At 38.9% G+C, this 22,244-nt stretch carries 21 protein-coding genes; 12 read left to right on the top strand and 9 right to left on the bottom strand.

What is annotated here, in order from left to right; genetic code table 11:
• Nucleotides 1-423 precede the first annotated feature (423 nt).
• The 5 genes from I6E24_RS09095 to I6E24_RS17220 form a co-directional block, all read right to left on the bottom strand.
• Entirely contained in the window at nucleotides 424-1,107 is a 684-nt protein-coding gene (locus I6E24_RS09095) for an HpaII family restriction endonuclease (RefSeq protein ID WP_235328071.1), read from the bottom strand.
• The gene (locus I6E24_RS09090) at nucleotides 1,085-1,846 is read right to left on the bottom strand and encodes an HNH endonuclease (protein ID WP_235328069.1); all 762 of its coding nucleotides are present in this window, start codon (nucleotides 1,844-1,846) and stop codon (nucleotides 1,085-1,087) included. The genes I6E24_RS09095 and I6E24_RS09090 overlap by 23 nt, the downstream gene beginning before the upstream one ends.
• 67 nt (nucleotides 1,847-1,913) lie before the next feature.
• Nucleotides 1,914-2,129, bottom strand: coding sequence for a DNA cytosine methyltransferase (locus I6E24_RS09085; protein ID WP_235328079.1), 216 nt, complete (start codon nucleotides 2,127-2,129; stop codon nucleotides 1,914-1,916).
• 17 nt (nucleotides 2,130-2,146) lie between these two features.
• Nucleotides 2,147-2,812, bottom strand: a complete 666-nt coding sequence (locus I6E24_RS09080; RefSeq protein ID WP_262911922.1) for a very short patch repair endonuclease — start codon at nucleotides 2,810-2,812, stop codon at nucleotides 2,147-2,149.
• 491 nt (nucleotides 2,813-3,303) lie between these two features.
• Entirely contained in the window at nucleotides 3,304-3,435 is a 132-nt protein-coding gene (locus I6E24_RS17220) for a hypothetical protein (protein ID WP_262911921.1), read from the bottom strand.
• A 20-nt stretch (nucleotides 3,436-3,455) separates the two neighbouring features.
• Here I6E24_RS17220 and I6E24_RS09075 point away from each other — a divergent pair, with 20 nt between their 5' ends.
• Nucleotides 3,456-4,058 carry an HU family DNA-binding protein gene (locus I6E24_RS09075; RefSeq protein ID WP_235328067.1) on the top strand — a complete coding sequence of 201 codons (603 nt, stop codon included), beginning with the start codon at nucleotides 3,456-3,458 and terminating at the stop codon, nucleotides 4,056-4,058.
• A gap of 86 nt (nucleotides 4,059-4,144) precedes the next feature.
• Nucleotides 4,145-5,422 carry a Y-family DNA polymerase gene (locus I6E24_RS09070; RefSeq protein ID WP_235328066.1) on the top strand — a complete coding sequence of 426 codons (1,278 nt, stop codon included), beginning with the start codon at nucleotides 4,145-4,147 and terminating at the stop codon, nucleotides 5,420-5,422.
• A 6-nt stretch (nucleotides 5,423-5,428) separates the two neighbouring features.
• On the opposite strand, the gene I6E24_RS09065 is transcribed toward I6E24_RS09070, so the two are convergent.
• Complete coding sequence (locus I6E24_RS09065) at nucleotides 5,429-5,884, bottom strand: LexA family protein (protein ID WP_235328063.1); 456 nt, start codon at nucleotides 5,882-5,884, stop codon at nucleotides 5,429-5,431.
• 56 nt (nucleotides 5,885-5,940) lie between these two features.
• Between I6E24_RS09065 and I6E24_RS09060 the strand changes: the two genes are divergently transcribed.
• Nucleotides 5,941-7,029, top strand: coding sequence for an HpaII family restriction endonuclease (locus tag I6E24_RS09060; RefSeq protein WP_235328061.1), 1,089 nt, complete (start codon nucleotides 5,941-5,943; stop codon nucleotides 7,027-7,029).
• Between the two features lie 125 nt (nucleotides 7,030-7,154).
• On the opposite strand, the gene I6E24_RS09055 is transcribed toward I6E24_RS09060, so the two are convergent.
• Together I6E24_RS09055 and I6E24_RS09050 are read right to left on the bottom strand one after the other, a co-directional pair.
• Nucleotides 7,155-9,461 (bottom strand): TonB-dependent receptor, encoded by a 2,307-nt coding sequence (locus tag I6E24_RS09055; protein WP_235328060.1) that lies wholly within the window; start codon nucleotides 9,459-9,461, stop codon nucleotides 7,155-7,157.
• Nucleotides 9,462-9,547: 86 nt separating this feature from the next.
• On the bottom strand, nucleotides 9,548-9,892 hold the full coding sequence (locus I6E24_RS09050; protein WP_235328058.1) for a hypothetical protein: 345 nt from the start codon (nucleotides 9,890-9,892) through the stop codon (nucleotides 9,548-9,550).
• Nucleotides 9,893-10,123: 231 nt separating this feature from the next.
• Here I6E24_RS09050 and I6E24_RS09045 point away from each other — a divergent pair, with 231 nt between their 5' ends.
• The 9 genes from I6E24_RS09045 (at nucleotide 10,124) to tpx (ending at nucleotide 20,707) form a co-directional block, all read left to right on the top strand.
• Nucleotides 10,124-13,057, top strand: coding sequence for a TonB-dependent receptor (locus I6E24_RS09045; protein WP_235328056.1), 2,934 nt, complete (start codon nucleotides 10,124-10,126; stop codon nucleotides 13,055-13,057).
• A gap of 5 nt (nucleotides 13,058-13,062) precedes the next feature.
• Nucleotides 13,063-14,367 carry a DUF4876 domain-containing protein gene (locus I6E24_RS09040; protein WP_235328054.1) on the top strand — a complete coding sequence of 435 codons (1,305 nt, stop codon included), beginning with the start codon at nucleotides 13,063-13,065 and terminating at the stop codon, nucleotides 14,365-14,367.
• A gap of 2 nt (nucleotides 14,368-14,369) precedes the next feature.
• Nucleotides 14,370-15,983 (top strand): DUF6850 family outer membrane beta-barrel protein, encoded by a 1,614-nt coding sequence (locus I6E24_RS09035; protein ID WP_235328052.1) that lies wholly within the window; start codon nucleotides 14,370-14,372, stop codon nucleotides 15,981-15,983.
• Between the two features lie 18 nt (nucleotides 15,984-16,001).
• Nucleotides 16,002-16,883: an ABC transporter ATP-binding protein gene (locus tag I6E24_RS09030; RefSeq protein WP_204390441.1), complete on the top strand. Its 882-nt coding sequence runs from the start codon at nucleotides 16,002-16,004 to the stop codon at nucleotides 16,881-16,883.
• A gap of 20 nt (nucleotides 16,884-16,903) precedes the next feature.
• Nucleotides 16,904-17,578: a hypothetical protein gene (locus I6E24_RS09025; protein WP_235328050.1), complete on the top strand. Its 675-nt coding sequence runs from the start codon at nucleotides 16,904-16,906 to the stop codon at nucleotides 17,576-17,578.
• A gap of 38 nt (nucleotides 17,579-17,616) precedes the next feature.
• Nucleotides 17,617-18,861 (top strand): DUF4857 domain-containing protein, encoded by a 1,245-nt coding sequence (locus tag I6E24_RS09020; protein WP_235328048.1) that lies wholly within the window; start codon nucleotides 17,617-17,619, stop codon nucleotides 18,859-18,861.
• A 42-nt stretch (nucleotides 18,862-18,903) separates the two neighbouring features.
• Nucleotides 18,904-19,455: a hypothetical protein gene (locus tag I6E24_RS09015; protein ID WP_154042900.1), complete on the top strand. Its 552-nt coding sequence runs from the start codon at nucleotides 18,904-18,906 to the stop codon at nucleotides 19,453-19,455.
• Nucleotides 19,439-19,987 carry a PepSY-associated TM helix domain-containing protein gene (locus I6E24_RS09010; protein WP_235328046.1) on the top strand — a complete coding sequence of 183 codons (549 nt, stop codon included), beginning with the start codon at nucleotides 19,439-19,441 and terminating at the stop codon, nucleotides 19,985-19,987. Before I6E24_RS09015 ends, I6E24_RS09010 begins: the two co-directional genes overlap by 17 nt.
• Before the next feature lie 195 nt (nucleotides 19,988-20,182).
• Complete coding sequence (gene tpx / locus I6E24_RS09005) at nucleotides 20,183-20,707, top strand: thiol peroxidase (protein WP_235328075.1); 525 nt, start codon at nucleotides 20,183-20,185, stop codon at nucleotides 20,705-20,707.
• Nucleotides 20,708-20,801: 94 nt separating this feature from the next.
• On the opposite strand, the gene I6E24_RS09000 is transcribed toward tpx, so the two are convergent.
• On the bottom strand, nucleotides 20,802-21,944 hold the full coding sequence (locus I6E24_RS09000; RefSeq protein WP_235328073.1) for an iron-containing alcohol dehydrogenase: 1,143 nt from the start codon (nucleotides 21,942-21,944) through the stop codon (nucleotides 20,802-20,804).
• Between the last annotated feature and the right edge of the window lie 300 nt (nucleotides 21,945-22,244).

Here is a 22,244-nt window from a genome sequence, read left to right as displayed (position 1 = left end):
TTTGAAAATGTTTTGCAAAAGGTTTGCAAAGCCTTATTAATTATAGCACTATTCACAATCTTGCTATTCAATCACTGAACAGCTTGTATTTCATTTTTATATTTTCTGTTCTTTATTATTCGGTTTTCTATTGAACAAAAAATATGAGTAAAAAATATATATGTCAAATATAATATCTTGATATTCAGTGGATATTTGTCCTATTGAACAAATTCAATTGAACAATGGACAATACTAAATATTATATGTGATAAACTCAAAATAAGGATGTTCCAAAGAGTCAGTATCCTCTTCTTGTATAAGATCGTTAACTTGAAAAAGTAAGCAACAAACTCTCATGCTACAAAAGAAGCATATAAAAAGAGGTATTTATCCAATATCCGTATGTAACACGAGAGTCAGGTTTACTTGCGAAAATTAAGATTATAAAAAGCGAATTTGTAAAACTAAGTTAAAGTAGTACTTATCTTCATTACGATATACTTCTCCCATGTTATAACGACTTTTGGATGGTGTTTCAAACTTTGTATTATTAAGAAGATAATCTTCTAATAAATTACGGTCATACAAGTGGAAACAAATTATATCTCCATCATTCTTTACAACAAGATAACCTCCTGTTGCTTCATACCTGCCGCTCCAAGTTTTTGAAGGAAGCATTCCAAGAGCAGTCGCAACCATTAATGATTTTATCTTATATCCATAGTGGTCATGTCCTTGCGATAAGTTATAGTTCAAAGGGTTATCTTTGCTTATACGTTTCGCAGCTTCCTTTATATTCATATTCTTTTGAACATAACAGTCAGCTAGCATCCAACCTATAATTTCGGGCAGATTACTATCTATCATTCTCAGGTTATTGTCAAATATCGGATTGGGGACAGATGAAAATTTAAGCTCAGCACCTGTTTGAAGAATAGCCTTAATCCTTTTTATTACACAGCCTTTGCCATTGATAGAATTAATGCTATCGGCTACATTATCATCAAATTGCCCACCACAAACTTCAAAAGTGAATGTGGTGGCACTGGACGCATTTAGCAATGTAGGAGTTATATCGGCATACGACATTGATTCTTGCAAATTACTTATTTTTGTACCTTTCATAATGAACTTGTAGTAAATTCTTATCAGGGAAAAATTTATCTGGCAGTATTATCTTTTTATTATTGATTTCGTTTAGGTATTTTTTGAAGTTATCATTTTGCGTTTGAAATAGCAATTCATCTGAAATAACAATCTTTAAATCAGGTGTAATTCCAATTAGCAGTTTATCGTATGCTTTATGAAAGAAAGAATTTAGGCATAAACCATTTTTAGGATTTGTCCTATTATTCACATCATCAGCCCAACCTACGATATGGCATGCCTCTAATAATTCTATATTACCTACTCCTGAAATACAACAAAGATTATTATAAGAACTTAACACTGTGCTACGAAAAAAAGATTGGTTTATTCTTTGCTTAATAATAGTATTCCTTTCTTCCCCTTGAGGTATATTATCTATTATCACATTTGAGCTTTCCTCTATGGGTTTATTTTGCAATTCTGCTATTATTCTTTCACTTTCATAAGCCAACAATGATGGATTGTCATAAAATTCATTCCATATATCTTCTTCCAATTTAGCTCCATGAACTAATCCTGAAATACCTTGTGCTTTTAAGTCTGGATCTAGCCGGCCAATATTCCCTATTTTCATATTTAACGCACTTGCGCTTCTACCAAGAAGAGAGGCGTATTTTTGTACTAAAACATTTGATTTACTACTACTCTTAAATGGTATTTTACAATACAAATTAAAAGCAACTATAGTTTCGTTTCTTGTCCATGGTTTATTCATAAGTATTGCAAATTAACAGATGTGAACTTAAAAAATATCATCCTTTCTGTCTTTTGAAAGAGAATACCTAACAAGGAAGCAGGCACGAAGGCACTTCTCCATAGTTCAACATATAAGTTCTTTGTGCTTGTTCATCCCATTCAGAGGAAAATACACATTTACCACCAAGGTTCTGCATAGCCATACGGAAGCCTCCAATACCAGCAAAAAGGTCTATAAATGTGAATTTAGGCTTGTTTAACGGAAGAAATGGCACGTCAAAAAACTCTTTGAAAAGATTCATTTGAAATGCGTCTTCTGCTACCACATTTTTTTCTCCCTTTTTTCTTCCATACCAAGATACATATCTTCCATCAAACCTAAAGCTTTTTCCTTATAGGTCTTATCAGAAGCGTAGCCTTTATTATGAAGATAGTGTGAAACAACCGCCATTTGCGAGCCAAAAGACATAACATTTCCCTCTGCATCAAAACAATGAGGGCCATAATATTGCATCTTTACTTTTGTACCTTTTATATTTTCTATGATAGACAAATTGCCCATTGCTCTATTATTTTTGTTTTGTAATATTCGTAATACCTTGTTTAAGCAAACATCAGGTGTCTTATTTATTTCTGTTTCCCAAAATCTAAGAACTGTCCAACCTGCATCAATGAGAGCAGCGTTGACCTCTTTATCTCGTTTAATATTTCTTTCGATTTTATTGTGCCAAAATTTTTGGTTGGTTTTGTGGTCATTTCGATGTATATCCCAATTCTTACCATGCCAAAAATCACCATCAAGAAATACTGCTACTTTTCTTTGTCTGAACACAAAATCCGGACAACCGAAAACCTTACAGTCGTTCTTAATATATTTCACTCCGGCCTCATGCAAGAGCTTTGCAAATATAATTTCAATCTTAGTGCCTTTTGAATGCACATTTTGCATATTGCGATGTCTTTGTTCCGGTGTGAGCTTATCCATTTTAATAACCTAAAATATTGGTATCATAATCTTCTGTTAATTCTTTTATATTTAAATTTAATAGTTTGGCAAATTCAACAAGTTGGGAAATGGATGGATGACACTTATTAGTATACCAACTTGATTCTGTCATATTTTTAACCTCTAATTGAAGTAGCAAGTCAAATATTAGTGATTTGTTTATCAGCTAACATAATCCTAATTCTGTAAGGATGAAACTTGCATAACCATAATTCAAAGGTTATTATACACTTATTGTGCAAAGATATACAAAAAGCGTTATATCATGATTGTATTAAAGAACTTTTCTCTGATAGTTTGTACTCTACATGGTTTTCAAAATTGTTAATCCATTGCTTTTCATTAGTAATCAATAATTCCTTGACAAGTTCTTTGCGTTTTTACTATTATTCCGTTTTATAGACCGAATGCGGACAAATACAGCCTGGGAAAATAATAACTTATCCGTAAGTTTGGTTGTTTCGAAAATTTTAAGCATCTTTACCTCCACACGGCCGTGTCGAGTGCTCCACACGGGCGTGTGCAGCTCTCCACACGAGCGTGTGGAGGTCTCGACACGAACGTGTGGAGATAGATAAATCACCGCGTATTAATACTAGCATAAGAAAAGATATTTTGAATTATGGAAATAGAATATGATTTGTACGAGAATCCCGGCAAGGATGGAACCGGCTCCCAAAGACTGCATGCCAAGGTGGTGACAAAAAACGTAGTTACAACAAAAAATCTTCGCGAGAATATCACGAGAAAGTGTACCGCTACACCTGCCGATGTAGCTGCTGTGCTTACAGCAATCAGTGACGAGTTGTACGATGCATTGAGCGACGGATATTCTGTACATATTGACGGGCTGGGATATTTCAGTCTGAGCCTTAGCTGTAATTCTGAAGTTGATTCAGGGAATATGGATAATGTTGACGTATGGGTCAGGGGAATAAAATTTGTTCCTGAAAAGGTTTTTATTGAGAAATTTGAGACAGCGAATCTGGTAAGGGTAAAAGACGAATCCAGACACTCGGAGAAAATGAGCGATGATGAAGTGATGAAACGATTGGAAACCTATTTTGCCAAGAACCAATATATGCAGCGTTCGGATTTTGAGAAACTGACCGGATTTAATCTGTCGAAATCATCAAGGTATATAAAGCGTCTGGTAGGTGACGGTGTGCTTAAGAATATCTCTTCGAAATACCATCCGGTTTATGTGCTTGTCAGAAATGAGTAGCTCTATTCGTTTGTCAAATCTGTAGTTCTTATTAATGTTTTGTTGCTGAAGGCTTTAAAGTATAAATTAAATTTTCCGATGTTGCCATGATAGCCCTTGTAGATTGTAATAATTTTTATGTATCATGCGAGAGGGTGTTCCGTCCGGATTTGCGGAATACTCCATGTGTGGTATTGTCCAATAATGACGGTTGTGTGATTGCTCGCAGCAATGAAGCGAAGGCATTGGGCATTAAGATGGGGGCACCGTTCTTTCAGATTAGAGGATTGTTGGAGGAAAACGGTGTGGCAGTGTTCAGCAGCAATTATATACTTTATGGGGATATGAGCCGAAGGGTAATGACGTTGCTGTCGGCATATACTCCGAAGCTGGATATATATTCCATAGATGAGGCTTTTATGGATTTTTCAGGCATGGGTACGGCTGAACAGCTTCTTCCATACGCTCGTGATATGGTCCGGTTCGTAACCAAGGGAACGGGAATACCGATATCTCTTGGGATAGCGCCTACTAGAACCTTGGCAAAAATGGCAAGTAAGTTTGCGAAGAAATATAAGGGTTATCATTCTGTCTGCATGATTGATACTGATGAAAAGAGGGAAAAGGCCTTGAAACTTTTCGATATAGCCGATGTATGGGGAATAGGTAGGAGAATATCTGTCAGACTGAAAAGCATAGGAGTGGAAACTGCCTGGGATTTCGTGCAGAAATCAGAATCGTGGGTGAGAAAGGAACTTACCGTGACAGGCCTGCGCACGTGGAAAGAGTTGCAGGGCGAGAGTTGTATCAGTGTAGAGGAGTTGCCTAATAAGAAGTCGATATGTACCAGCCGCAGTTTCCCGGACAGTGGATTGAACAGTCTTGATGTTCTGGAAGAGGCTGTAGCCAATTTTGCAGCGCATTGCTCACGCAAGCTTAAGGAAGACAGTTCCGTATGCGGAGCCATGACTGTGTTTGCCTATACCAGCCGGTTCAGAAATGATTTGCCGAGCGATTATCTTCAGGCTAATGTGTATTTTCCTGTGCCTACAAACAACGTGATGGAGCTTGTATCGGGAGCGGTGAGAATCCTGAGGGAGAAATGGCATTCGGGTACTGATGGCTATTTCTATAAGAAGGCGGGAGTTATAGTGTGGGATATATGTAGCGACTCGGCTGTGCAGGGAGACCTGTTCGACTCTGTAGACCGTGCGAAAAGGTCGGCTCTTACAAAAGCCATAGACGAAATAAACCGGAAAAACGGTTTCAATTCTGTAAGAATGGCTGTTCAGGGTTACGACATGAAGTGGAAGATGAAGAGCGAGCATGTGTCAAAGCGATTCACCACCAATATCAATGAGATAATAGACGTGCATTTGGATTGACCGTTGTCATTCCCTTTTCCTTTTTGACCTTATAAGCTGCCGTTTGATATTATATGTCAGTACGCCCCAGATTATGAAATCGTTCTCCTCCGTAATCTTTATCGGCGGATAATCGTCATTGCCGGGAACAAGCCACAGGCAGCTGCCGTCGGCATCCTTTTCGATTCTTTTTAGTGTGAATTCTCCGTCGATGAATGCCACTACTATGTCGCCGTCCAATGGCTCGATGCTTTTGTCAATCACCAGCAGGTCGCCGTCAGATATGCCGAATCCTGTCATGGAATTCCCTACGGCACGGGCATAGAATGTTGTGGCAGGATGGGGTATGAGCTCTTTGTTCAGATCGATTGAATCGGTCATATAATCCTGTGCCGGACTGGGAAAACCGGCGCGTATACCTTCGCCTGCTATGGGCAAATCGAGTTCCGTACTTAAGTCTGCTGAATAGAATATTAGTTTCATGGCTGCAAAGTTAAATAAATATCCGTATCTTTGCGGCAGATTAATAATGATAATTTATGGCATTTGAAGCAACAAAAAGAGAATGGGGCGAACTTTACGCTTTCTTTCGTATTCTGGCAGACGGACATGTGTATGCCGGAACTCCTGACGTGAAGCGCAATGAGGCGCATAAGATACCGGTGGCTATGGTACAGCGTGAAGAACACGATGGAACCCGCCAATACGTCATAGAGAACGACTATATAAACGTGAAAGGTGAGAATATCGACAAGAAGATTCCACGCGAGGATTTCGATACTGTGGCAGAGCTGATAAGGGAAGCCATAAAGAACACTTCGGGCAATGACGTTATGTCGCCGGATGGGGTGGAGGAGTTCCTTGACGAAGTGGCTATTTTCAATCTGGAGGCTCAGACTGAGGACCGTACGGACTTCTCTGTTGCATTCTATAGTGCAGATGCTCCGCTCACGGGCTTCTGTGTGCGTTCAAGAATGGGTGGCAAGATGCTGCCTTTGCTGGACGGAGGACGTGCTGCCAACTTCAAGTTCGAACAGTCGGGAGTGAAGTTTGCTGTTCCTACGATAAACAAAATCAATGCTGAAGGCGAGGAAGATGACGTTACGAGCCGCATGCTGATGATAGAGCGTCTGGGTGGCGTACTTAAATATAATGATGTGGCCGACAAGATATTCAGAAGCAATCTCTCTATGATAGATCTTCATGCAGGACGTATGTTTGCCGAGATGACACGTATCATGTGGCTGGACGGCATAACAAAGGTGTCCGAGCTTACTGAGGAAATAAAGAAGATGAATCCGCTTAAGATTAAGGATGAGCTTATAAACAAGCACGGCTATTATGAATATAAGGTGAAGGAACTGCTCCTGGCTCTTGCTATGGGTATGCGTCCGGCCAAGATGTATAACGGTACAGACTCTGCAATATCCGGTTTCCTGTTCGTTACTGCCGAAGGCGAGGTACTATGCTATCAGAAAGCTTTCAGACAGGTGTTTGCAGATTTCCTCTATCAGAACACACGTCTGGAAAAAGGCTCGACAGAGAAAGACAAGTATGGATATCTGGAGAGAGAAAACGGAGTGTATTATTTCAAGCTGAACTTGAAGATAGGACTTTTGAAACGATAATATAAGGAATACGTTTTTATTATAATAAAGTAATGCCGGATTTAATATCGTAATCTTGTATCTAAGAATACTATATTGAATCCGGCATAATTATATAAGTTGATTTATTTTGAGTGGTATTAATATCAGTAGCTAATCTTTATACCTGCAAATATTGAACGTGGCATTCCGGGACCATAGATATACCCGGAGTCTCTGTCTGCTCCTTTGTCGAAATCTTTCTGATAGGCATTGAAAATATTCTGTACACCTGCATTGACTTGCAGTGTTGTATTCTTATACAGACTGAAGTCGTAAGAGGCTTTTAATCCAATATCCATAAAGCTTCTTGTCTTTTCTGTTCTGTTTTTCTCTATATATCCCTTGTGGTGTTCCACCAGCATGCTTCCTGTGTACGTACCTGATAATGCTACGTTAAACTGTTTCACCGGTGAGTATGTCATTGTAAAGTATCCGTATGTGTTTGGTGTTCGGAACATTCTTTTTTCTTCTGCCACATCCTCGCTCCAGGCTCTTGCTTCCTTGTATTCGGCTCTTTGGAGTGTTAATCCGGCCTGCAATTGCCAGATATTGCGCCATGCAAGTTTGCCCTCCAGTGTTCCTCCATAAACAACAGAACCTTTTTCGTTTCCGCGTTCCATGATAAGGATACCGTTTTCAATACCGATTTCTGTCAATGCAAATACATCTGAGATGTTTGTGTAGAATCCTTCTATTAGGAGATTTCCTTGCCAGTCGCCCCAGTTGTGATACATATCGGCAGAGATGCTTGTGCTTTGTGATTTTTCTTCTTTCAAATCTTCTGCCAGACGAATCATCGAAACCGTACCTCCCACATTCTCTATATGCAGGTCTTCATCAAAAGCTTGTGGAGCACGGAAACCGAATGAGTAACTTGCACGCAGATTGATGTTTTCAGTAGGGTTGAAGCGAAGGTTTGCTCTCGGACTGAATATAGGTTTGCTCAGCATGCTGTGTTTGTCTAGACGGCCACCTATAAGAAAACTCCACATTTCGTTTTTCCATTCGTTCTGTGCAAAGGCACTCATAATTCTTACTTTCTGCGCAACGTATCTGTTGTAACCCCACTGATTGTCCTTCAGATTGTCGTAATTATATTCCGCACCGGCAGTAAGGTCGGCAGGCATGAACAGACATTTGTCCCAGTGATAGTTGTATTGCGTTCCTGCTATCCATGTCAGCTCGGTTGTTCCTCCGTATGCCTTGAGTGCTGTTTCGCTGCCTTGACCGCCACCATAGTAACTGTCGCGGTTAATATGCTGTGCTGATGTATAGATGCTCATGCGATGTTTCTCGTTTGGCGAGAAATAGTCAAACTTCACCCCCCCTGTGTTTATACTGTGAGTGAGTTGTTCTGCTATGTTTGCTTCGTGAGCAGGCCTGTCTAGCATATCTCCTCCACGTCTGAACTCCTGCAGATGATGATATTCCATTGTAAGTTTTGAGTAGGTGCTTGTCTTGATATACGAACGCATACCTATAGTCTGGTTTTTAAGTTTAGGAAGCTCAGTGTAACCGTCGCCGTCGTGGTCATAACCGTTTCTTTCTCTGTTTTGTCCAAAAACTGCAATTCCCATCTTCTGATCATCGGTTACGAGTGATGCATTCATCGTCGTATTATTCTCGAAAACACTGCCATCACCAATACCGGTAAGAGTGTGTGATATCTGTGCTGAGTTTCTTATAGGTTCTTTTGTAATAATATTTATAGTACCGGCTATGGCTGACGAACCAAACAGGGCAGAACCTCCACCACGCATTACTTCCACACGGTCTATCATATTTGCAGGAATCTGTTCAAGGCCGTATACTCCCGATAGAGCACTGAATATAGGGCGTGAGTCAATAAGGATTTGTGTGTACGGGCCATCCAAACCGTTTATTCTGACTTGCTGATACCCGCAGTTCTGGCAGTTGTTTTCTACTCTCACTCCGGGCTGGAAGTTCAAACCCTGAGCCAGACACGAAGAGTTGGTGTTTTCGAAGGTCTTCATCGAAACCACATTTACCAGTATAGGAGCCATGCGGCGGGTTGTTTCGTTTCTGTTTGCAGAAACCACTACACCTTCCAATGAAATAAGGTCTTCTTCGATCTCGAAATTCATTTCGATGGTTTTTCCCTTTTTAAATCTTACTTCCTTACGTATGGTTTTGTAACCTACGGATGAAACTTCCACAGTGAATGTCCCTTCAGGAAGGTTTTTCAGAAAGTAGTGGCCTGTATCGTCGGTAGTATTTCCTATGGTAGTTCCTTTCAGGCTTATTGTAATAAAAGCCAGATGCTCATGGGAGTGTTTGTCGATTACGTGGCCTATCATATTAGCATCCGATTCGTTTAACTCGTATGCATATAGCTGGTAGGGGAGCAATGTAAGTATTGTTCCCAATATAATGGTATATATAGTTTTCATTTGATTTTGCGTTTAAATTTTTAGACATGATATATGTGTACACTTTCATAACGAAGGCATACAGTATAAATAAAGATTTGATTATATCAGTCTAATGCCGGAGGAGCACGCAGAGAGACGACTCCGTATGTAGCACTGTGAGGCTTGTTGCAGACAGCAGGTGTTATCAGAACAGCAAGCAGCGTGAGCCACAATGACGGAGTTAACGGCAGCGGAATATCACCGTATGTATAAAATGAAGATAAGAAAAATATTGTTTCGGCCTGTTGTGCCGTATGAGTATGTTCGCAGTTATAGGGATGGGAGTGTACAATTATAACCCCGTTTACTACATGGGTATGTGTAAACAGTGTTATTCCCCCGAAATATAATATGAATAGTATCGGAAGGAAAAAGCGCATTATTCTGATGTGTCTTTTTTCCTTAAGCATGTATAGCCTTTGTGTATGTACTAGTCCCTATGTGTTTGCAAAGATACAATAATTCAGGGTTATTGTCAAATGTCTGTTAATGGTGTTGATGTAGATTTAATGGAATTGTAACGATAAATACCTATTAATGATTAAAAAGTAGGAAGTTCGGTGTGCATTTATACCTACTTTTAGGTATTGTCATCCTTTTGCTATCGCGATAATTTTGCGATTGAAAATTAAAGGCATTTTATGAGACCTAATTTGTTGTTAATATTAATATTCTTAATTACTCCTATAACCGGATTTTCATATAATATCTCAGGGAAAATACTTGATGTAAAATCTAAAAAACCAATAGAGTTTGCTACTGTATGGGTTGAGGGTACGGGTATTGGTACCGTGACAGATGTAAATGGAAGTTTTCTGGTAAACAGTCTTTCTGAGGGTAATTATGAAATTATCATTAGATGTTTGGGCTACACAGAGAAAAAGGAGAAAATATATCTCATGAAGAATGCTGATGTAGTATTTTATCTTTTTGAAACATCCTTGGCTTTGGACGAGGTGACTGTTACGGCTGAGAGAAAAGCAAATGATGCAGCCACGACTTATACCCTGAACAGGACAGCATTAGACCATTTACAGAGTGTAAGTGTAACGGATGCCTTAAGCCTGTTACCCGGTGAACAGACAAACAAATATAAAACCTTGACATCATCAGAACAGGTTGTTACTTTGAGAGGTGAAACTACGGAGATGGGTAATCCTGATTTTGGAACTGTAGTTGAGATGGATGGAGTAAGACTTTCCGGTAATGCTACTGCTCAATCTACAGGTGGAACTGATTTAAGGAATGTGGGTAATAATAACGTAGAAAGAATAGACGTTATTACAGGTGTTCCTTCTGTGGAATATGGTGACTTGACAAATGGTGTTGTCAGAATAATAACACGAAAAGGTAAAAGTCCTCTTTTTGCAAACATATCAGTACGTCCCAACACGCAGTCATATTCATTGAGTAAGGGTATCGACCTGGGAGGAAAAAGAGGGATAGTCAATCTGTCATATGAGCGTGTACGTTCTGTCTCTGATATTGCATCTCCATATACTTCATATATGAGGAATGCCTTTGGCTTCAAGTATTCCAATGCAGTAAATTATTCGTCAGGACGGAATCTTTCCATGGATTTCAGCCTGAATGGTAATGTGGGTGGACTGAACTCTGAGTCAGACCCGGATGCTTTCAAGGAAACTTATACCAAGAAAAAAGACAATGCCTTGTGGAGCAGCATCGCTTTCAATTATATGATAAACTCTAATTGGCTTTCAAATCTGAGATGGGGGATGACTTTCTCTTATTCTGATAAGATGTCGGAAGTGAAGACAAACCAATCTGCATCATCAGCCATGCCTGCTTTGCATACCACAGAAGAAGGGTATTTCGTAGCTTCCAGATATGAAGACAATCCTTCGTCGCCAATAATTCTGTTGCCTACCGGATACTGGTATGTCACTACATATAATGACAACCGTCCGATAAATTATTCTGCTTATGTTAAAGCCAAGTGGACACATAAGATTGGAAATATAACGAGTAATTTACTTTTGGGCTCCGATATTAAGTCAGACGGAAATCTGGGAAGAGGAGAATATTATACAGATATGTCCGTTGCACCGACCTGGAGAGAATACAGATACGATAATCTGCCGTATATAAATAACTGGGCCTCATATATAGAAGAGGATTTGAATGTAGCATTCAAAAATTCCAGTCTGAATCTGAAAGCTGGTTTGAGAAATGATATGACTGTAATATCCGGTTCTGATTATGGAACAGTTTCAAGTCTGTCCCCAAGAATCAGTGCGAAATATTCGTTTGGTAATTCTGATAAAGGATTCTTTAGAGGAGCAACTGTCAGAATGGGATGGGGGAAAGCTGTAAAACTTCCTTCATTTGAGATACTTTATCCTAGGGAAACATACTTTGACAGACTGGCTTTTGCTCCAGGAACAATGGCTGACGGAACTACATATTATGCATACCACACTCATCCGGTTACTCCTATATATAACTCATCACTGAAGTGGCAATATAGCATAATGCGTGAAGTGGGTGCAGACGTTAATTTTAAATGGGTAAGAATGTCATTTTCCTTTTATTATAACAGTATGATGAGTCCATATACCAGCACGAGGTTTTATTCACCTTTTGATTATAAACTTACGGACCAGAGTGCTTTGGAGTCTTGTCTGATTCCTTCTTCAGACAGGATTTACAGTATTGACCGTAATACCGGTATCGTTACCGTATCCGATAAAGCCGGAACACTACCTTCGCAAGAACTTGACTACAAAGTTGTAAATGATTTTCAGTCTGCAAGCATGAGTATAAATGGTTCGTCGTCTTCGAGAATGGGACTGGAGTGGGTATTGGATTTTGATAAGATCAGATCAATAAACACTTCAGTACGAATAGATGGAAAGTATTACAGATATAGAGGTATTGATGAAGTTATTGTGCCATCCAGGGTTAACCTGACAAGTTCAGACGGGCAACCATATAAATATATAGGATATTATGTAGGCGGAACAGGAAATTATAATGGTTTCGAAAGTAAACGCTTAAATACAAATCTGACTTTTATCACTCATATACCTAAACTGAGAATGATCTTCTCATTGCGTTTTGAAGGAACATTTATGAATACACGTCAGAATTTGAGTGAGTACAGTGGAGGAACAAGAAGTTATGTAATTGACGGCAGAGGTGATTATTTGCCGTCCGCTACGGATAAAGATATTTATGATGGAGAAAATTATGTAGTGACTTATCCATTGTATTATGTATCCCGCGATGATATGGATACCAAAGTTCCATTTATGGATAAGCTGTTGTGGGCATACGATAATGATAAGGACTTATATAATGAGTTGACTAAACTTGCTGTAAAGAGCAGTTATGGATATATCTTCAAAAAACAGAGTTATTCACCTTATTTCTCAGCCAATCTCAATGTGTCAAAAGAAATAGGCAAGTATCTTACTGTCTCTTTTTTCGCAAATAACTTCTTCTACAATATGCAGAAGATAAAAAATGAACAGACAGGAAACGAAACATCATTGTTTGATTCAAGCCTGATTACTCCTTTTAATTACGGAATTTCATTTAAACTAAAATTATAACTGTTATGAGAAAATTTTTTTTCGCTTTAAGCATTTTGATGCTTAGCTTATTCGTCTATTCATGTACGGAGAAAGATAATCCGCAATATGAATTAAGTAAAGTAAAAATTCAGTTGGTATATCCCGAGGGCTATAACACATCAGAAGGTGTGGAAGTATCGTTGAAGAATACTTCTACCGGAGCTGTGTTTACTGAAAAGAGCAGTGCGGAAGGTGCTGCTCTGTTTGAAGTGCCTAAGGGTATATATGAGGCTTCTGCTTCGGAACAAAGAGTGATCGATGCGGAGGTTTATCTTTTTAATGGAGTAAACAGCAACGTAAATGCCAGTGCAGAAAATGTAGAAGCTGTAATAAATCTGGATTTGTCAAAAGGCGGTTCGGTGGTTATTAAAGAACTATACGTAGGCGGATGCCCAAAAGACGATGGCTCTGGGTATTTTGCAAGAGACCAGTATGTGATACTCTATAACAATTCGTCTGCAACTTTAGATATAAGTGATTTTGCTCTTGCAATGGTAAATCCTTACAATTCGCAGAGTACAAATAATGACTATGTTGATGGAGAGTTGTTTTATGCATCGCAAGGATGGATACCTGCCGGAAATGGTTTGTGGTATTTTGAAAACAACGTAAAACTGGAGCCTGGAAAACAGATTGTTATAGCAATTTGTGGAGCTGTTGATAATACAAAGACATATTCGCAGTCAATAAACTATGCTAACAGTGAGTATTATTGCTGTTATGATATAGAGGATTATAATCTGACTTCTTACTATCCAACTCCTTCTGAATTAATCCCTACAGAACACTATCTGAAAGTTTATAGTTACGGATTGGGTAAGGCGTGGCCTTTAAGCAATTCCAGTCCGGCATTCTATATAGTACGTCCTCAGGGAACAACTCTAAAGGATTTTGTTGACAATCCTGAAAATGAAAACATGTACGGTTCTAATCAGGTCCGTAGAAAAGTTCCTGTAGAGTGGGTTGTCGATGGTATAGAAGTGTTTGCAAAAGGACAGTCTAACAATCAGAAAAGACTTCTGCCTACAATTGATGCAGGTTATGTGGAAATGACTGCCAAGATGGGCTATACTCTTTACAGAAATGTAGATAAGGAAGCTACTGAGGCTATCAAGGAAAATGAAGGTAAACTTGTATATAATTATTCACTAGGAGTAGAAGGTTCTACCGACCCAAGTGGAATTGATGCTGAGGCTTCAATCAAGAATGGTGCAAGAATAATCTACAAGGATACAAATAATTCTACGGTAGATTTCCATCTGAGAAGTAAAGCTTCATTAAGGAATTGATTATGTATTTAAGGAATACCAGAAACCTTAGAATGGCAATGGCAACGGGAATAATTCTTCTCGTTGCTATACCTGTTCGTGCAGATAATAATCATGCTGTTGCTGATATGGATTATGATGAGACTATTTTGAAATTTTATGCATCACAGAGTGAGAATGTTTCTTTCCTAACGGAAATGAAATGTTCAAACTTATCTTATCTTGAGATGAATGGTCATATCCGTAAAGGTGATATGGTTAATTGTTATCAGTCTGACGATAGCAGGGATTTTGAAATCAGAACAGAGTCGTATTATCGTTTCAATGAACGTCTGATATTGTCTGGCGCAATATCATATGGTATGGATAAAGGAAACAACATGTCAGGTTCTGTATTCATTAATCCTGAATATACTCCTTTCGATATTGTAGAGGTGGACAGATCCAATGCTGGAGTCAAACGCAGAGAATGGTATTCATTAGGCGGAAAAGCAGGGTACTCGCTGAACCCAAGAATCTCGTTGGGAGCTTCATTGGAATATGCCGTTGAGAATTATGCCAAGTTCAAGGATTTGAGGCATCAGAATTCTATGATGGATTTGAATCTGTCTTTTGGAGGCAAGTATAAAATCACCGATAACGTAACTTTAGGTTCTGCCTATGTTTATAGAAGAAACATTCAGAGGGTATCATTTAATATTTATGGTAATACGGACAGGCAATATACTTCGCTGATAAGTTTCGGTGGCTTTTATGGGCGTAGCGAATTATTTGGCGAGAGTGGATATACCTCTAATGCTCTTCCTTTGTTTACGCAGACTAATGGTGGTGCTTTGCAACTATTATGGGAAACAACCGGTATGAAGTGGTTTAATGAATTTGGTTATTATAAGGATAAAGGACGGTTTGGAACAGGTTCCTCTACTTCAATTACTTACAGTAATCATAATTCTACAGGGCTGGAGTACAAGTCGAAACTTATAATAGAAAAATCTCGTATATCTCATGTGTTGGAACTGAATGTGTTCAGCAAATCGCTCGAGAATAATGAGAACTCATATAAGGAAAGTACTGATGCAAATGGAGTATCACAAATAGTCTATTATGGTAGCAATAAAGTAGGCGAGAAGGAGTGGAAAGGGGTTGATATCACATATTCAATTCTTTCAGGAAAAGGAAGATGGCGTTCCGAGTGGTCGGCAGGTATAGATGCTGGATATTATTCACGTCTTGTAAAAGCTTCGCAGTATCCGTTCTACAGAAAGCATGATGTCAATAGAGCCCATGCTGGTTTGTTTGCGGAAAAGAACTGGTTCAGGAAGAAAAATATTTACACAGTATCGATAAAAGGCGGATATTCAACAGGATGGGGAAACATGAACGAAGACGGAACATACACCGTTGTTTCAGAAAATCAGAAACTGCCTGTTTCACTTGATAATCTGCTTGTTCAGGAATATGATTACAACATAGCAAGTCAGGTGAAATCATGTGTCACATTGGGATATGAAAGAGGGATCTCGGAAAAACTCTCACTGTATTCAAGTGTAGATTTTTCGTTTCTGACAGCATTGAATACTAGTATGAAAGGCAAGAAATACTTTGTATTCGGCCTTTCGGCTGGAGTTAAATTCTAATATTAAAAAATAACATATATGGAGAAGATTATAGAATGCGATAAAATCACGCATTATTATGGAGACAGACTGATTTATGCCGACCTTAGTTTTGACGTAGAAAAAGGTAAGGTGTTAGGTCTGTTAGGTAAGAATGGAACGGGGAAGACAACCATTATAAACATTCTGAATGGATACTTGAAACCCCGTTCCGGTGTATGCCGTCTGTTTGGTGAGGATATGAATAACATAAGTCCAGCCACGAAATCAAGGGTAGGCTTATTGCTTGAAGGACATGTACAGCATACATATTTCAATGTGCAGCAGATAGAGAAATTTTATTCGGCATTTTTCCCAAAGTGGAAGAAGGAAGCATATTATGAACTTCTTAAAAAACTGCAGGTCCTTCCCACACAGAAAATCTCTACTATGTCGTGCGGACAGCGCTCACAGGTAGCCTTGGGACTTTTGTTTGCACAGGACCCTGATTTGCTGATTCTGGATGACTTTTCTATGGGACTTGATCCGGGTTATCGTCGTCTCTTTGTAGAATATTTAAAGGAATATGCTTCGGCAGAAAACAAGACTGTGTTCCTGACTTCGCATATCATTCAAGATATGGAAATGCTCATAGATGACTGTATGATTATGGATTATGGCCGTCTGCTTCTTCACCGACCGGTCAAGGAGATAATGAACAACTTCAGGCGATACAGATTTGTCACACCGGGACAGGATTTCAGGCTATCGACCGACAATGACTTCTGGAATCCGTCAGTGCTTGGTGATAAATGGGAAGTTTATTCTTTCCTGAATAAAGAAGAGGTACTGGCAAAGCTCTCTGTAATGGGAGTAAAGGAGATTACAGAGGAGCATCTCTCACTTGAGGATGCATTTATTGGTCTGACAGGAAAATATTGATAATAATAAAGTGATAAAATATGAATTTGTTTAAGGCTCTATCGTATAAAGAATGGATGAAGACAAGAAAGTTTATTCTAGTGGTTTTTGTCCTGCTGGCTGCTGTAGCAGTATATTCTTATATTGACATTACGTACGCCATAAGAATAGAAGAGGCGGTAAATATTTGGTATGGATTTATTTTTCAGGGAGTATCGGTATCAAATCTTATGATGTATCTGATACCATTGTCGGGTATTTCGATGGCTATAGTACAGTTTGTTCCTGAAATGACGAACAAGAGATTCAAACTGACATTACATCTTCCTGCCAGCGAAACAAGACTAGTGTCTGCAATGCTGCTGTATGGTTATGGAGTGTTATTTGCATTGTATTTAGCCTGCATTGTATTCATGTCTGTTATTATAGGTCTGGTTATGCCTTCTGAAGTGGTGCATATGATGGTCTCGCAGTTTCTGCCGTGGATTACAGCCGGGCTTGCAGGATATGGATTTACGGCATGGATATGTGTAGAACCAAGCTGGAAGCAGAGAATATTCAACATGCTGATTTCAATAGGACTGTTGTCTGTACTGTTCGTTTCTGTTTATCCTAAGACCTATTCCTACTTTGGATGGGGCATGATTCTCGTGCTTGTTTCGTCGTTTGTTTTTCCTTTCTATTCGTGTGTCAGATTTAAACAGGGAATTCAGTGATATGATTTAATCGTTAATAATAAAAACAGTTTTTTGATATGAGATTTAAGAATATTATATATGTGGCAATCCTTGTTCTGACTACAGTAATAACTTCGTGGTCAATACCGGCTCTGGTAAAGAAAATAGTGTATGAGTCAAATGGATATCCTCTGATGTACTACAGTTCACGTTTGAAAGAACTTTGTATAATAGATTTTCGTGAGATGAATGATGCTTTCCGCGATGTGAAAGGAAATGTATATCCACGTTCGCAATACGATTCTCTCTTGCCGCTGATGAACTACAGGCAGCTGGCTATGAATGGAAACTTGCCTGACTCACTTGAAGGTTATGCAATGGATGTAAAAGTTCTTCGTTCGAAACAGGTGGTTTATCGTTTCAGGCCGTCGGATGTATATTCTCCTCAACCAAAGATGGGAGTATTGCTTGAGGCTATGCCGAAAAGGGGAAGTCTGTCATTGCCGGGTGATTATTTCAGAATGAACGATAATGAAATGGTTTTCGTAAATGCTGAAACGAACTCTGTAAATGACGCAAAAAGTAAGATGTTTACTGATGAGCTTCTGAAAAAAGGATTCGAATTCCCGGCAAAGGCTTTCTGGGGTAATCCTACTGTGCGTAAAGCTTATGAGGAAGGTTATTTCTGTCTGGACAATAAAGGCGAGTTATTTCACGTAAAAATGGTTAACGGACGTCCTTTTGTGAAGAACACAGGAGTTAGCAAGCAGGTCGATGTAAAATGGTTTGTCATGCGCGAGGTAAGCGATAAGAGATTTTATGGTTACCTTTTCGGACAGAATGGAGAGTTGGGAATAGTGGAAAGCAATGAAGACGGTGGTTACAGATTTGTCAGGATGGATGTACGTCCTGTTGATATTGCAAAAGACGATATAACTATTATGGGTAATTTACTTTACTGGACGGTAAGGATATATAACTCTGAGTCGATGGACTGCTATGGACTTAAAACATCTACTCTAGAGTCATTGACAACTTATCATCAGGAGAAAGAAATTGGAACTTGGGACAGAGTCGCAGATATTGTTTTCCCTGTAATTTTATCGCCATCTTCGCCGGATAATGGCTATATTAACTGTTATGTTCTTCATTTCTCGGCATCGGCATGGATACTGTCAGTTATATTGGCACTGTTGGTTTTTGTGTTTATGAGAAAAAGATTAGCTTTGCAAAAGAATCTTATAGTATCTGCAGTAGTTGCTCTGACGGGTATTACTGGTGTTATTGCATTTATATTATTGCCTAAAAACAGATTTGAGTAAACCTTAAAAAAATAATTATAAACTTAATCATAACTTTTTAAAATGAAAAAACTTTACTTTTTTATTGCAGCTTTAGCTGTAAGTGTGGCGTTTACATCATGTGGAAACAGCAAAAAGCAGTCGGATGAATCTTCAGCCACAGAGCTGGCTGCCCAGAAGATAGACGTTTCAAAAGCTTTGTATGTAGAGGAAATCCTGAAGAATGCAGAACAGGAAGTAGGCAAGGAAATTACCCTTAAAGGTTTCGTGACTCATACGTGCAAGCATTCTGGACGCAGATGTTTTGTTATGGGTAATGACCAGAAAACATCTATCCGTGTAGAGGCAAGAGGAAACATCGGTGGCTTCAATCGTGAACTTATCGGTTCAGAGCTTGTTATCAAGGGAATTCTGAAAGAAAACAAACTTACGAAGGAATATATTGACCAGGCAGAAGAAGAACTGAAGGAAAAGCAGGGAAAAGAAGGCAATGGTGAAACTTGCGATGCAGAATTGAGCAATATAGAAAATATGCGTAAGTGGATGAAGGAAAACAACAAAGACTATTATTCAATATATTTCGTAGAAGGAACTGACTATGAAGTTGTTGAATAAAAGCCTTTCATATTGGTTGAGGGTTATCCATCGTGACCTGGGATTTCTGATGGTGGGACTGTGTCTGGTTTATGGAGTGTCAGGGTTCCTTCTTAACCACATGGACGGAAAAGACCCAGCTTTCAAAACCACAGAAACAAAGGTGGAGCTGAAGAAGGGGATGGATGCAGATGAGATAACTGCTGAATGGAACGCAGATTCTGACTTGCCACATCTCAAGAAGGTTCTTAAAATTGACGATGAACACTACAGAATTATGCTGGAAGGGGGAGTTGGAATATACAACTCTCTGACCGGTGTCACAGAATACGAGACACATGAGAAACGCCCTGTGATATACTGGTTTAACAGGCTTCATTATAACCGCGTAAACGGATGGAGTCTTATGGGAGATTTCTTTGCTTTCTCACTCGTTTTCTTTGCCATCTCCGGACTTTTCATGATTAAAGGAAAGAATGGTATTGCAGGAAGGGGAAAATGGTATCTGCTGGTCGGGATATTGATTCCGATATTGTATGTGGTTCTGTCTTGACTTTTTCAGACTGTCTCAAACTTATTTTGCGGCAGTCTGATTTTTTTTGATAAAAAAGCTAAAAAGCTCAAATAATACTGAAAGGCAATATTTTATTTGTAATTATTACAAAATAACAATTACATTTGCGCATAAACCATTATAATTATATTTATGAAGAAAATCAATCTATTGTCTATGTTCTTATTTGGCATTATGTCATTGAATTCAGTTTTGGCTCAGGAAAGAGTTATCACCCGTGGAGTAGAGGTATCTACAAACGGTTATATGCCGGAAGTAGGGGTTATCGCTCCTGATTTTTCTGCAACAGATAAGGGTATGAATGAGGTTTCCCTTTCATCATTTAAAGGAAAAAAAGTGATATTGAATATTTTTCCGAGTCTGGATACACCCACCTGTGCTCTTTCTGTAAGACAGTTTAATACCGAAGCTGCATCTCTCGAAAATACCGTGGTACTTTGTATTTCAAAAGATTTACCTTTTGCTCAATCAAGATTCTGCTCTACAGAGGGATTGGATAGGGTTATACCTCTATCTGTTTTCCGTAGTGAGGATTTTGAAAAGAATTATGGTTTGGTTATAACTGAAGGTCCTATGAGAGGATTGACAACGAGAGCTGTAATAGTTATTGATGAAACAGGAAAGATTATTTACCGTCAGCTTGTGAAGAATGTTTCAGAAGAACCTGATTATCAGAAAGCTATCGAACGGTTGAAATAAAATATTTATATCTGACAGTAAAAAATCCTCTTATCATGGCAAATAGTTCTGATAAGAGGATTTTTAACTTTTCTATTTATCTTGAAAAATAGAATTAATATACCTTGTTAAGGATTTCTTTTGCAACTGTACCGGTTACCAGTCCGTCCTCGCCAAAGTGTACATCTCTTTCGTTGAAGCGACGTTCTATTTCGTCTATCACTTCTCTGCCAATATTGTTTTCAGAGAGAGATGTTGTAAGGCCAAGGGAATTGAAGAATTCACGAGTCTTGCGTATAGTTTCGTTTATACGGAAATCGTGTGTGCCTGAACTTACGCCGAACACTCTTGCACCGACCTGCATGATTTTCTCACTTTTCTGCTGGCGGAGTACGTCCATTGTACCAGGAAGGATTATTGCGAGTGTATGTCCGTGAGTAAGTCCTGTAAGTGCTGTAACTTCATGGCCAATCATGTGTGTAGCCCAATCCTGTGAAACACCTAGAGCGATGAATCCGTTAAGAGCCATTGTTGCACACATCATGAAGTCTGCCATATTCTGATAGTCCTGCTTGTTTTCCTTGATTTTCGGAGCAATCTCAACCAGTGTCTGAAGGATACTTTCAGACCAGCGGTCCATTAATCTTGATTCGCCTACTTTTGTGAGATACTGTTCCATTACGTGTACGAATGTATCTGCAATTCCGCATGCTATCTGATAGTCCGGCAATGAGAAAGTTACTTCAGGATCAAGAATTGAGAATTTAGGGAAGTTTGAGAAGAAAGCATACTTTTCTTTGGTCTCCTTGCATGAAATAACGGCGCCGTCGTTCATTTCTGAACCTGTGGCAGGTATAGTCAGAACTGTTCCCAGAGGAACGGTCTTGTCAGCTTTTCCTTTCTTTACCAAATCCCATGCGTCACCATCATAAAGCAGACCAGCCGAGATGAGTTTTGTTCCGTCGATTACTGAACCTCCACCTACAGCCAGAAGGAAATCTACATTTTCTGCTTTTCCAAGTGCGATAGCTTCACGTAGTGTTTCTATGGCCGGGTTTGGTTCGATACCCCAGAATTCAACTGTATTATGATTTTTCAGAGCTTCCTTTACCTGCTCATATACTCCGTTTTTCTTTACGCTGCCACCGCCGAAAGTAATCATGACTTTCTTGTCTGATGGTATTTCTTTACTTAACTGGGCAATCATACCTTTGCCCATAATCAGTTTTGTAGGATTCTGAAAGCAAAAATTGTTCAACATATTATTCTGTATTTATGGTTTTAAAACTATATGCAAATGTACATATTTATACTGAGAGTTCAAACTATATATTTTTAACGTATATGTGTGCGTTTTTGTTTATCTTTTAATAAGATAGGCTGCACCTCGGAATTAAAAATTGAAAACACTGTTTTCACTTTGTACTTCATTCGGTTTGCACTATCTTTCCTCTAAAATGATTTACGGTAGAATGATTCCAAAGGCTTCCATTGGTATATTCATATGAATAAAGGCAATAAAATATTTACCGGCAGCATATTGTTGTCGGTAATAATT

This window comes from Bacteroides caecigallinarum (assembly GCF_021530995.1).
GTDB classification, from domain to species: Bacteria; Bacteroidota; Bacteroidia; order Bacteroidales; family Bacteroidaceae; genus Phocaeicola; species Phocaeicola faecigallinarum.
This window is presented reverse-complemented; position numbering and strand designations above follow the sequence as displayed.